The sequence below is a fragment of the Lacicoccus qingdaonensis genome (assembly GCF_900101075.1).
Classification (GTDB): Bacteria; Bacillota; Bacilli; order Staphylococcales; family Salinicoccaceae; genus Lacicoccus; species Lacicoccus qingdaonensis.
This window is the reverse complement of the sequence record NZ_FNFY01000004.1, coordinates 95951-109116: the sequence shown is the minus strand read 5'-3', so window position 1 is coordinate 109116 and position 13166 is coordinate 95951. Positions and strand designations below refer to the sequence as shown.

Sequence of the window (13166 nt, the reverse complement as noted above, 5' to 3'; positions counted from 1 at the left end):
TAAGAAGTTAGGTATATAGTCTATAGTAATGTAATGGAGGCAGGCACATGACGACAGATAATATCTTGAACGAAGAGAACAACGAAGAAGAGAATTCACAGGTCGAGGAAAATTCACCTGAAGAAGAGATTCCGGCTTCACAAGAATCACAGGGAGAAACGTCAAATTCTGAAGAGACGGCTGAACAGGCATCATCAGACAGCAGTTTTAACGAAGGCGACAAAGTAACCGGTACTGTGTTTAAAGTGGAAGAGAAGTTTGTTAGAGCGCATATTGACGGTACTGACTTTGAAGGTATTATTCCAATCAGTCAAGTGACTAACAAAAGAATTGAACATCCTCAGGAAGTCGTCGCAGAAGACGATACGATAGAGGCTGTTGTTATTAAAGTGGAAGATGAAAGTGAGCGTCACAACCTGATCCTTTCAATCAGAAAGCTGGAAGAGGATAAAAGTTATGACGACCTGATCGCTTCCAAGGAGAATGACGAAACAATCTCCGGTACCGTTATGGAAGTTGTCCAGGCGGGCCTTGTAGTGGATGTGGGTGTAAGAGGCTTCATCCCTGCATCACTTTTGTCAGACGAATATGTGGAAGATCTGGAACAGTTTGCAGATCAGACGCTTGAAGTCAAAATGGAAGACATTGATAAAGATAAAAACCGTGTCATCCTAAACCGCAAGAAAATCATCGAAGTCGAAAAGAAGGCAGATCGTAAGACGCAGCTTGAAAAGCTCGAAACCGGCGCGACTGTTGAAGGTGAAGTTGTCAGAACGACCAATTTTGGTGCTTTCATCAACTTGGGTTCCATTGATGGTCTGGCTCATATCTCAGAGCTGAGCTATGAAAGAGTTGAAAATGTCGAAGATGCTGTAAATATAGGAGACAAGGTTGATGTCAAGATTCTTGATGTCGATGTTGACAACGAACGTGTCAGCCTGTCTATCAAGCAGGCACAGGAAAGCCCGTTCGAATTATTCATAAAAGAGCATAACAGCGGCGAAACTCTTGAGGGCACAGTGAAAAGACTTGTCGATTTTGGTGCATTTGTTCAAGTGGCACCCGGCGTGGAAGGTCTCGTACATGTGTCCGAAATCAGCCACGACCATGTCGCACATCCTTCTGATGTACTGGAAGAAGGCCAGGAAATACAGGTCAAAATCCTATCCTTGAGCGAGGACAGCGGCAAAGTTTCACTGTCCATCAAAGAGACGACAGAACGTGTTGAACAACCTGAACAATCATCAAAAGTCTACAGAGACGAAACTGATGAAGATCAACCAACATTAGGTGATGTGTTTGGTGATAAATTTAAGAATTTAGATTTATAAACCGATAAAACATTTGATGATAAAGGGCGATGGAAATCGCCCTTTATTTTATTTTTATGGTAAAATAATTTAAGGTAAGGAGGCGAAATCATGTATAAACCGACAATTGCTGTTGTTGGCCGTCCAAACGTTGGAAAGTCAACTTTATTTAACAGAATCATAGGAGAAAGAAAAGCGATTGTGGAGGACACGCCTGGAGTGACTCGTGACCGGCTGTACGCAGATGGCGAATGGCTGAATCATGAATTCAATGTAATCGATACCGGCGGTATCGAAATAAAGGATGAACCTTTTCAAGAACAGATTAAAATGCAGGCTGAAATTGCCATATTGGAAGCGGATGTCATACTTATGATCACAAACGGCAAAGAAGGTGTGACTGATGATGATATGCATGTGGCACGCATACTGCAGAAATCTGAAAAACCGACTATATTATTAGTGAATAAAATAGATAATTTTGAAATGAGAAATGAGATTTATGACTTTTACCGGCTGGGGCTGGGCGACCCGTTCCCGGTATCCGGTTCCCACGGTCTCGGTCTCGGAGATTCATTGGATGCAGCAGTGGAACACTTTAAAAATATAGAAGTCGACCTCGAGAAGGATGATTCTGTAAAAGTTTCACTTATCGGCAGACCCAACGTTGGAAAATCAAGTCTGATCAATGCGATACTGAATGAAGACAGAGTCATCGTTTCAGATATCGCCGGAACGACCAGGGATGCAGTGGATACCGAATATACTTTTGAAGATGAAGAATATACTCTGATAGATACTGCCGGCATGAGAAAACGCGGTAAAGTATATGAATCCACAGAGAAGTACGCAGTATTAAGGGCTACACGGGCGATTGAACGTTCTGATGTTGTTCTCGTCGTAATCAATGGTGAAGAGGGTATCATAGAACAGGATAAGCGGATTGCGGGTCTTGCACACGAAGCAGGACGCGCGATTGTCATTGTGGTCAATAAGTGGGATGCAGTGGAAAAAGACGATAAAACAATGAAAAAATTCGAAGATGAAATCCGTCAACAGTTCCAGTTTCTGGACTACGCGCCGATCACGTTTTTATCGGCGAAAACCAGATCACGTCTGACTACTTTGTTCCCGCTGATCAAGCTGGTTAACGACTCTCATAAAAAACGTGTCCAATCAAGCACCCTCAATGAAGTGATCGTCGACAGTGTAAGCATGAATCCGACACCGACCGATAAAGGCGGACATCGTCTGAATATCTTTTACGGAACACAGGTCAGCGTAGGACCGCCGACATTTGTCATGTTCGTCAATGATACCGAGCTGATGCATTTCAGTTATAAAAGGTATTTGGAAAATCAGCTGCGGCGGGCATTTGATTTCCATGGGACACCGATTCATATCATCAGCCGAAAAAGAAATTAAAGGAGCGTGTACTTGTGAACATTTCAGTTTTAGGTACTGGAAGCTTTGGTACAAGCTTGGCAATGGTCTTGACAGATAATAAACATGATGTAAAAATGTACGGCAGAAATGAAGCAGTTGTTGAAGAAATCAATGAAAGCCATACAAATCTTCATTATTTGAAAGATGTGGATCTGCCCGCTGCATTACGGGCGACCAGTGATCTGACAGCAGCCGTCGACCATGCTGATCTGCTTGTCATAGCAGTACCTGTCAAAGCAGTCAGAGGACTGACGAAAGACATACATCGTATATTACTTGAGAAAAATAAAAAGGTTCTTATCGTCCATGTTGCCAAAGGTCTGGAGCTCGACAGCTATTTAAGAGTTTCAGAAGTGATAGAACAGGAGACAACACCTGAAACTGTCGAAGATATATGTGTCTTGAGCGGGCCGAGCCATGCCGAAGAGGTTGCCTTGAAATCACCGACGACCGTCAGCACAGCATCTCTTCATAATAAGGGTGTGACGACGATACAGGATGTATTCATGAGTAAATACTTCAGGGTATATGTAAACGAAGACCTGGTAGGCGTTGAAATTGGCGGCGCACTGAAAAACATCATCGCACTCGCGGTCGGCACTTTGCACGGATTGCAGTTTGGAGATAACGCAAAGGCTGCTATAATCACAAGAGGTCTGCAGGAAATTGCGAGACTGGGTACAAAAATGGGTGCAGATCCACTGACTTTCCTTGGCCTGACAGGTATGGGCGATCTGATAGTCACTGCCACAAGCCGTCATTCACGCAACTTCAGATGTGGGATTATGCTTGCAGAAGGATTGAGCCTGACAGAAGCGGAAGCCAGAATGGGCATGGTAGTGGAGGGCGTCAATACCACACGTGCCGCCTATGAATTAAGTGAGAGTCATGGGGTTGAAATGCCTATAACCAAAGTGCTTCATCAATATCTTTTTGATGATATAAGCAAAGATGAAGCATTCTATAAACTGATGATGCGGGAAAAGACTTCCGAGACGATTGGTTTAAAAGAACTTCTTAACGAGCAATACAGAGATTGGAGTAATCAGTAAACTATGTTTGGAATATCAGCAATGGACCTTATGTGGCTGTCTTTTATATCAATGGGGTCGATGGCGCTAGCAGCTGTATTGATTTATGTTGCGCGCTACGTCATTAAAATAAAAGTAATCAGTGTGATTGTCTCCATATTTGCATGGGGACTGCTGCTGTTGGCTTTTATTCTTATGATACCTGTTCTGGGGGGCAGCTAGATGAAACTTAAATATAATGTTAAAGTAATAACTGTTCTTTTATCAGTTTTGTTTTTAAACGCATGTATGTATCCTGAATCTGAAGAGCAAAACCAGATGCCGAGTGAATCTCAGATTGATATGGTTCAGAATGCTGTAGAGCAGTACCAGGAAGATACAGACGGCCTGCTTCCGATTAAAACTGTAACCGAAACACGTGAATACTTCGAATATCAGGTGGATTTCGATAGACTTGTACCAGATTATCTGGATGAAAGACCGGCTATATCATATGAGGCGGGCGGGTATTATCAATTTGTAATTTTGGATGCCGAAGAAAATCCAACAGTCAAATTGGCCGATTTAAGAATCACTGAAGAAATACGCTCACTGCAGCTCAGAGTGAACGGCATGGGAGATCATGTTGAATTTGAAGAAACCATCGGACCGAATGTATACAAGCTGGACTTGGATTTCTATAATTTAAATGAAAATCCGACAGTGACGAGCCCATATTCAGGCGGTGCACTGAATGTCTACTACAGCGGCGGGGAAAATTTCATTGTTGATTACAGAGAAGAAATCGGCAGAATCATCGATGAGAACAATCTGCAGTTTGAAACCGGTGATGATGTACGCGAAGTATTATATGAATATACACCGGTCGTGCCAATATATTCACCTGAAATTACAGTTAATGAAAATAATGACCCGATTTTTATGACTAATGTGCATAAAAGTGCATAGTAAAGCCATTTTTCTGCCAAAAAACCATAAAATTCATTGCAGTGGTCAAACGACTGTGTTAAAGTCAAAACATAATGATAAAACCTATCATTATACTCATTATGGGAGGTGGAATAGTATGAACAAGACTGATTTAATCAATGCTGTCAGCGACAAAGCTGATCTTACAAAAAAAGAATCAGGTGCTGCTGTTGACGCAGTATTTGAGTCAATTCAAGATTCCTTAAAAAAGGGTGAAAAAGTGCAGTTGATCGGTTTCGGTAACTTTGAAGTCCGCGAACGTGCTGCACGTAAAGGCCGCAATCCACAATCTGGTGAAGAAATTGAGATTGCAGCTTCAAAAGTACCGGCTTTCAAAGCAGGTAAAGCACTTAAAGATGCAGTAAAATAATTAATGAATTAGGCCTAACGGTTGATGTTAGGTCTATTAATTTATAAGGTGATATTTTTCATGAAAGCTCTTATACAACAAATAGAAAAAGATCTGAATAATAACAATCTGAAATTACATAATGAGCCATTCTTCACTTTCTTTTCAGATGAAGAAAATATCATACGAGATGCTCACATTTGCCATGCGGTTTTGTTTTTCAATAAAGCATTGCAGATTTTAGATGAAGAACCATATGATGCAGATAGGGAAGAGCACGTTTTGACCGGCGACTACTTTTTCAGCCAGTTTTATAAAATATTAGCATTACATAATGAGTATAAAGTGATAAACGATGTGTCCAGCATTTCCAAAGAAATCACTTCTAACAAATCAGCCTATGCCACATCTGATAAAAACCCCCCTCATGCTGAATTAAAAAGTCTTTTATTTGCACCTCTCATTTATCTTGTAGATAATGGTTATGCACATAACAACCTATTACAGTTAATCAATCAATACATCGACAGTATTAACATAGAAAACTTACCATATATATCAAAGAGTACAGGTGACAATAATGGATAAAGAACAACGTGTACATAAAATATTCAACGCGATTTCAAAAGATTACGACCATATGAATAACATCATAAGTTTCAACCAGCACACACTGTGGAGAAATAAAACAATGTCCCATATGTTTCTTGACAGTGATATGACTGTTCTTGATGTATGCTGCGGTACCGGTGACTGGACAATTCAGCTAGCAGCGAGCGGTGCCGAAACCACCGGACTCGACTTCAGTGAAAATATGCTTGAAGTTGCCGAAGGTAAAACAGCGCAGTGGGATAATATATCGCTTATCCACGGCAATGCAATGAATCTGCCATTTGAAGATGATCAGTTTGATTATGTGACTATCGGATTCGGTCTCAGAAACCTGCCTGATTACGGGGCTGCAATCGCAGATTTCTACCGTGTTCTAAAACCGGGCGGGACGCTGGTCATCCTGGAAACATCCACACCGGAAAATAATCTGATCAACTCGGGCTTTGAACTTTATTTCGGTAAAATCATGCCCATGCTCGGCGGCATCATTGCCAAAAAGAAGGATGAGTACTCATGGCTTCATGAATCCACGAGTTCGTTCATATCCAAAAATGAACTGAAGTGCATACTGTATACCACAGGATTTACAAACATTAAAATCATTCCCCATACTTTAGGAACGGCAGCCAGCCACTTTGCAATAAAACCGATTGATGGAGATTAATGATGGTATCTTTAAAAACATATCTGGCACCTGATTTTATAAAAGTAGACAGACTGATCAGAAAAAACCTTGAACCGGCCGGCGTACTGTCCAATGACCTGAGTGTCGGACTGTATAAATCAGGTGGCAAAAAATTGAGGCCGACTTTATCCATAGTTGCGGGAAAGCTGGGGAATCCCGACAGGATGGAAGACGTCTACAAAGTGAGTGCGAGCCTGGAACTTCTTCATATGGCGACGCTGGTCCATGATGATATCATTGATGACAGTGAGCTTAGAAGAGGAAAAGAGACCGCTTACTATAAATATGGATACTTTCAGGCGGTAAATACCGGCAATCTGCTGTTATCAACAGCCGTACAAATGGTGAGCGGCATCGAACATGAAAAATTCCATAAAACATATTCAGCTGCAATTGAACAGATTGTGAGCGGCGAACTGCTTCAGTTCAACCATCAGTTCAATGAAAATCAGACTTATGATGATTACTACGAAAAAATCTATCGTAAAACTGCATTGCTTATTGTCCTCAGTGTAGAACTCGGAAGCTACGCAAGCCATCTGGATGAAGTGACGATGTACCATCTGACTGAGTTCGCTCATCATATTGGTGTGAGTTTTCAAATCATAGATGACTGTCTGGACTTTACTGGTGATGAGTCTGAACTCGGCAAGCCAAAATTTTCCGATCTGGCCAATGGCCATTTTACTTTACCTGTTCTTCTTAAGAGAGATAAGGATGAGCAGTTCAAAAAACAGTTGACTGAGTTTAAAAACAATCCTGAGATCCTTGACTCACTGATTGGACAGATACTGGAATCAGATGTTCTTGAAGAATCACTAAAAATCAGCTCCGACCATTACGATGAAGCAATCGCCCATCTCAGTGATATCGAACAGCCTGTTAAGGGATATTTGCTGGAAATAGCAGAAAAACTCAAAAAGCGCCTGAAATAAATTAACAATAAAATTAATTAATGATAATATAAGAACATAACTAATTTATAAGGAGATTTAATGATGGAAAAAACTTTTCTAATGATTAAACCTGATGGGGTACAAAGAAATCTTATCGGGCCGATTGTTTCAAGACTTGAGAATAAAGGTTTCAAAATTGCCGGTGCAAAATTGATGAATGTGTCAGAGGACCTTGCTAAAACACATTATCAGGAACACCAGGATAAACCTTTCTTTGGGGAGCTGGTTGACTTCATTACTTCAGGACCGGTTTTCGCAATGGTATTGGAAGGTGAGAACGTAATCTCTACTGCAAGATTGGTAGTTGGTTCGACAAACCCTCAAGAAGCAGCGCCGGGAACTATCAGAGGCGACTTTGGTTTAACTGTTGGAAAAAACATTATCCATGGTTCAGATTCAGCGGAAAGTGCTGAAAGAGAAATCAATCTTTTCTTTGATGAAGCTGAAATACTCGACTACAGCCTGATTAACAAAGACTGGATTTACTAAACAAAAAAACAAGGAGCTGGGTTATTACTCAGCTTTTTTTAATATAATTTTAGAGGAGAAGGTGGAATTATGAGATTTTTAACATCAGGCGAATCACATGGACCCAAACTTACTGCGATAATCGAAGGCTTTCCATCAAATATGCCTATTGATAAGGAACGTATGGAGGCTGAATTGATAAAAAGGCAGGGCGGATACGGCCGCGGCCGCAGAATGAAAATCGAGAAGGATACATTCACATTCGGTGCCGGCGTCCGACATGGAAAAACTCTCGGCAGTCCTATAATGATTGAGCTGACGAATGACGATTTTAAAAGCTGGACAAAGATTATGGGCAGTGAACCGCTTACTCCGGAAGAAGAAGAGAATATGAAACGTGTCATTACCAAGCCTCGTCCGGGACATGCTGACCTTGTCGGCGGTATTAAATATAACGCACGTGACTTAAGAAATGTTCTCGAAAGATCGTCGGCAAGAGAAACTGCTGCGCGCGTCGCTGTCGGTGCACTATGTAAAGAGTTGCTGCATTCACTTGATATAAATATGACGAGCCGTGTGACTCAAATCGGTGAAATCAAGGATGAAGGCGAATATTCTTATTCAGAAATCGCTGAAGGTGCAAATCAGTCTTCAGTACGTATGATTTCAGATGAGCAGACAAAGAAAACGGAAGAACTGATCGATACAGCAAAGAAAAATGGGGACACAATCGGTGGAATCGTCGAAGTCATTATCGAAAACCCGCCGGTCGGTCTTGGGTCCTATGTTCATTACGACAGAAAACTTGATTCTAAAATTGCAGGAAGTGTCATCAGCATCAACGCTTTCAAAGGTGTAGAATTCGGGATGGGATTCAAACTGGCGCACACCCCGGGATCACAGGTGCAGGATGAGATTCTTTACAGCAGTGAAGAAGGATATACCCGCAGGACAAATAATCTCGGTGGTTTTGAAGGTGGAATGTCTACAGGGATGCCGATTGTTGTCCGTGCAGTAATGAAACCTATTCCGACCCTTTATAAACCATTGATGAGTGTCGATATCAATACGAAAGAGCCATTCAAGGCTACCGTTGAGCGCAGTGACGCATGTGCAGTGCCTGCAGCATCCATTGTCTGTGAACATATGGTTGCAATAGAAATGGCCCGTGCAATACTTGATAAATTCCCACATGATAACTTTGAAGAATTGAAACAGGCTGTCGAAGAATATAAAGAGAGAACTAAAAACTTCTGATCATGCACGAATTCAAAACGACTTACCCTGACAATAACTACACCGTCCATGTGGGACATGGCATTTTCAATAAAGTTATGAAGCACTACACATCACATTATAACGAAGTCTTTTATATAGTAGATGTAACAGTTTACGGGCATTTCAGAGATGGAATATTAAAAGACATCGAAGATCCGATTCTTATAGACAGCGGTGAGTCGGCAAAAACTTTTCAGTCATTCATGAACCTGACCGAAAACCTTCTTGAACAAGGTATCAAACGTTCGAGCCTTGTTGTCGTCATCGGCGGAGGAGCTGCGGGTGACGCCGGAGGTTTTGCAGCCGCTGTAACTTTAAGAGGTGTGGACTTCATTCAGGTACCGACGACCATATTGGCACATGATTCAGCAATAGGCGGTAAAACTGCAATAAATTCAAGTCACGGTAAAAATCTTATCGGTGCATTCCACAGACCTTCAGGCGTTATATATGATTTGGAATTTTTAAGCACTTTGCCTGAAAGTGAAATTATGAGCGGGTTTGGAGAAGTTTTTAAACATTCACTATTAAACAGCAAAGAGGCTGCCCGCAGCCTGATGGCTAAAACTGCTTTTGGAATCAGCATTGATGCCATTGAAGAAAGCATCATCGATGGCATTAAAACTAAAATGGACTATGTGTCCTCAGATGAGTTTGAATCCGGTTCAAGAAAATTTTTAAACCTCGGTCACACTTTGGGTCATGCAATCGAATACCAATATAAGATACCGCACGGCCAGGCCATCATTCTCGGTTTATATGCAATGATGTACATTTCGAACAAGACTGCTGAAAATGAAATTTTTGACCTGCAAAAATATCATGAATACTTTTCAGGTCTGGATTACCCGGTCGGACTGCTTGGTGAAATGGATATAGAGCAGATGATCGACCTTATGAGACACGATAAGAAAAATATAAAAAATGAAGCAATCGGTTTTGTCTTAATAGATGAAAGTTTTTCTCCTTATTTTACAGAATTGAATATCAGTACGCTTGAGAATTATTTAAGCGGGATAAAGGAGTCCATATGAAATCATTATTAAATCATAAATTTACCGGTAGTATAAAAGTGCCCGGCGATAAGTCAATCACACATCGTGCCCTGATGATGTCCTCTCTTGCAGAAGGGACTTCAACAATCAAATCACCACTCGAAAGTGATGATACTTTCAGAACATCAGAAATCATGTCACAACTCGGTGTCAGCATTACAAATGAAGCGGGCATGATAACAGTGACATCTCCGGGAGCAGAAAATTTAAAAACACCCGGCGATATTCTGTATACTGGTAATTCGGGAACGACAACCCGTCTGCTTATGGGATTACTCGCAGGACTCGGCATCAATGCAACAATGGAAGGGGACAGTTCCATAGCCATAAGGCCAATGGACCGTGTTTCAGGACCGTTAGGTGAAATGGGCGCCGACATCTCTTTGAAAGATGGTAAATACCCGCCGATAAAAATTAAACCGGGTATGTTAAATGCCATTGAATACAATATGCCGGTTGCGAGTGCACAGGTGAAAAGTGCAATTCTATTTGCCGGTCTGTTTGCAGATGGTGAAACGATAGTACATGAACAATTTAAATCACGGGACCATACCGAAACCATGCTTAAGCAGTTCGGGGTCGATATCATGGTTGAAGGGTTGACCGTCAAGCTTCAAGGCGGACAGTCATTGAAGCCGCGGGATGTCCTCGTGCCGGGGGATATATCATCAGCAGCCTTTTTAATGGTGCTGGCGGCAATAACTGAAGGATCCGATATTTTAATAGAAGATGTCTCCCTCAATGAAACCAGAGCAGGCATCATTGATGTATTCAGACAGATGAATGCGGATATTGAAGTGAACAAAACTTCAAGCGAGGGTGAAGCTATCGGCAATATCAGGGTGAAACACAGCGAGAATTTAAGCTCTTTTGAACTATCCGGCGATATCATCCCGAGATTGATTGATGAAATTCCAGTCCTTGCAGTACTGGGTGCTTTTGGCAGTTCACCGAGCGTCATAAAGGATGCTAAAGAACTGCGTTTTAAGGAAACGGACAGATTAAGGGCAGTTATAGATGAACTGAGTAAATTCGGCATCAGATTCGAGGAATTCGATGATGGATTCATCGTCCATCCGATTACTGAAATCAAATTGACCGATAATGACTTCAAAGGTTATCACGACCATCGTATCATCATGATGCTGCTCGTCATGGGAATTGCAGCAGGTAAGGATATCAACATCGACGACCCTTCTGCAATCAGTGTTTCCTATCCCGGTTTTTTGGAGGATCTGGAGCAGTTAAAACAGGCCAGATGAAAGGATATGTATAATGCAGGAACAAATTTATCAAGTCGTTGATTATTTAAACAGGGGTGAATACCCCGAACAGAAATTGAATGACATCATCAATAATCTTTTTCAAGTCAAAGAAGAGGATGATCTTGATGCATTGTTCATACTTGGAGACGCATTGATTTCAAGCGGGCTTCATAATTATGCTGAAAAGGTATATGTCCACCTTTATAATCAGACTGAACATGATGATGAAATACTTGCCTACCTCACTGACCTGATGATTACAGATGGTCGTCTGGACGAGGCGCTCAGTCTGATCAACAGTTCTAAGAGAACTGCAACGGTCATGATGCTGAAAGCTGAAATATTCCAGCAGTTGAATATGAATGATATCGCTGTAAAAGCATTGTTTGATGCAAAAGAGCTTGCAGACGATCCAATCATCGACTTTGCCATTGCCGAACTTTATTTCCATGACGGGGATCTGACAGAGGCGAACAGACATTATCAATTGATGCTGAATCAGGAAATTGAACAGGTCAATCAGGTGGATATCAATCTGAGATTGGCTGAAATTAATATGAACCTTCTGAATCTGGAAGAAGCGCAAACTTATTTCAAGGCGGCAGAAGATGATAATTTCACTAATGATGACTGGTACCGCCAGGCGCTTCTTGAATATCAGCTGCAGGAATATGATAATGCCACCGGTCTGCTTGAAAAAGTTCTGGATAACGAACCATACTATATGAATGCTTATATTTTATTGATGAACATCCACGAGACACAGCACGATCTGCCGAAAGCTATTGAGGTCATGCAGAAATATTTGTCGGAGGACGATAAGAATCCTCTTGTTTATTTCCATATTGGCAGACTGCACTTCAGAACGAACCAGCCGGAAGATGCTCTCGAGTATTTTCTGAAAGCGATAAATATCGATCAGGATTACGATGATGCGTACCTGATGCTTTTTGAGACTCTGCTGAAGCTTGATGCCACTGAAGACATCGAAGATTATATAGATGGTTTCGATTTCCATGCATTATCCGGAGAATCCCTGTATCTTCTGGCGAAAATTTATGCCATCAATGAAGATGATGACAAGGCGATGAAGTATTATAAAGAAGCCTCACCGCTGATAGGGGACTCATTGGAATTTTACGAAGACTACTTTTATTACTTGAGTGAAATCAGACATCCGCTGCGCAGAGACATCCTTGATAAACTTGCAGAGCTGGATCCCGGCAATATGAAGTGGCAGGATGAAAAGGAGCGTTTGAAAGATGAGGACGAAGAACCATAAACGAGATTTCTTAGATTATGTTCTCTATCATTTTGATTTTGAAGACAGGGTGGCCGTGTGGATATTGAACTTCATAAAAGCACACCCGACCATTATCGATTATGTATCTTTCAGTGACATGACCATAGACCGCAGGCTGAGGATTGCGGAAAAAACTACCGGCCGTCCGACACTTGTATTAGAAAAAGGGTCGATTGTGACGACAGACGGCGAGGTCATATTACATGAGCTGAACAGTAATGATATGGAGCCGGTATTTCTGGAATTTGTTTTCAGTACACCGAACAAGCGGTATGATGAAATGAAGAATAATGGATGTGACAGTAATCAAAGTCATGTTTACGACGAGATGAAAGTTCTTGAAGAACAGATTGATACAGCCCTGATGAATAATGACAGAGATCTGTTTTACAGATTGACTGAAGAACTGAAAAACAGAATAGCACGTGAAAGGTGAAAT

Annotated in this window: 15 protein-coding genes; all 15 read left to right on the top strand. The window is 41.5% G+C overall.

The genetic code is table 11. The features are described from left to right. The first annotated feature begins 47 nt into the window (after positions 1-47). The 15 genes from rpsA (at position 48) to BLR15_RS03915 (ending at position 13163) form a co-directional block, all read left to right on the top strand. Complete coding sequence (gene rpsA, locus BLR15_RS03985) at positions 48-1331, top strand: 30S ribosomal protein S1 (protein ID WP_092984904.1); 1284 nt, start codon at positions 48-50, stop codon at positions 1329-1331. A gap of 90 nt (positions 1332-1421) precedes the next feature. Next, complete coding sequence (gene der / locus BLR15_RS03980; protein WP_092984902.1) at positions 1422-2735, top strand: ribosome biogenesis GTPase Der; 1314 nt, start codon at positions 1422-1424, stop codon at positions 2733-2735. 14 nt (positions 2736-2749) lie between these two features. Next, positions 2750-3808 (top strand): NAD(P)H-dependent glycerol-3-phosphate dehydrogenase, encoded by a 1059-nt coding sequence (locus tag BLR15_RS03975; RefSeq protein WP_281182351.1) that lies wholly within the window; start codon positions 2750-2752, stop codon positions 3806-3808. A gap of 3 nt (positions 3809-3811) precedes the next feature. Further along, a complete protein-coding gene (locus tag BLR15_RS03970; protein ID WP_092984900.1) occupies positions 3812-4009 on the top strand; it encodes a DUF2768 family protein in 198 nt (65 codons plus the stop codon). After that, positions 4010-4735 carry a hypothetical protein gene (locus tag BLR15_RS03965; RefSeq protein ID WP_092984898.1) on the top strand — a complete coding sequence of 242 codons (726 nt, stop codon included), beginning with the start codon at positions 4010-4012 and terminating at the stop codon, positions 4733-4735. A gap of 118 nt (positions 4736-4853) precedes the next feature. After that, entirely contained in the window at positions 4854-5126 is a 273-nt protein-coding gene (locus tag BLR15_RS03960) for an HU family DNA-binding protein (protein ID WP_052256329.1), read from the top strand. Between the two features lie 60 nt (positions 5127-5186). Next, complete coding sequence (locus BLR15_RS03955) at positions 5187-5693, top strand: hypothetical protein (protein ID WP_092984896.1); 507 nt, start codon at positions 5187-5189, stop codon at positions 5691-5693. After that, entirely contained in the window at positions 5686-6381 is a 696-nt protein-coding gene (locus tag BLR15_RS03950; protein ID WP_092984894.1) for a demethylmenaquinone methyltransferase, read from the top strand. Before BLR15_RS03955 ends, BLR15_RS03950 begins: the two co-directional genes overlap by 8 nt. 2 nt (positions 6382-6383) lie before the next feature. Continuing rightward, complete coding sequence (locus BLR15_RS03945; RefSeq protein WP_092984892.1) at positions 6384-7337, top strand: polyprenyl synthetase family protein; 954 nt, start codon at positions 6384-6386, stop codon at positions 7335-7337. A 63-nt stretch (positions 7338-7400) separates the two neighbouring features. Next, positions 7401-7847: a nucleoside-diphosphate kinase gene (ndk, locus tag BLR15_RS03940; RefSeq protein WP_092984890.1), complete on the top strand. Its 447-nt coding sequence runs from the start codon at positions 7401-7403 to the stop codon at positions 7845-7847. Between the two features lie 69 nt (positions 7848-7916). After that, positions 7917-9083 (top strand): chorismate synthase, encoded by a 1167-nt coding sequence (gene aroC / locus BLR15_RS03935; RefSeq protein ID WP_092984888.1) that lies wholly within the window; start codon positions 7917-7919, stop codon positions 9081-9083. A 2-nt stretch (positions 9084-9085) separates the two neighbouring features. Then, the gene (locus BLR15_RS03930; protein ID WP_092984886.1) at positions 9086-10138 is read left to right on the top strand and encodes a 3-dehydroquinate synthase; all 1053 of its coding nucleotides are present in this window, start codon (positions 9086-9088) and stop codon (positions 10136-10138) included. Next, positions 10135-11421 carry a 3-phosphoshikimate 1-carboxyvinyltransferase gene (aroA, locus tag BLR15_RS03925; RefSeq protein ID WP_092984884.1) on the top strand — a complete coding sequence of 429 codons (1287 nt, stop codon included), beginning with the start codon at positions 10135-10137 and terminating at the stop codon, positions 11419-11421. Before BLR15_RS03930 ends, aroA begins: the two co-directional genes overlap by 4 nt. A gap of 13 nt (positions 11422-11434) precedes the next feature. Continuing rightward, positions 11435-12706, top strand: coding sequence for a tetratricopeptide repeat protein (locus BLR15_RS03920; RefSeq protein WP_092984882.1), 1272 nt, complete (start codon positions 11435-11437; stop codon positions 12704-12706). Then, complete coding sequence (locus BLR15_RS03915; RefSeq protein ID WP_092984880.1) at positions 12687-13163, top strand: YpiB family protein; 477 nt, start codon at positions 12687-12689, stop codon at positions 13161-13163. The genes BLR15_RS03920 and BLR15_RS03915 overlap by 20 nt, the downstream gene beginning before the upstream one ends. Positions 13164-13166 lie beyond the last annotated feature (3 nt).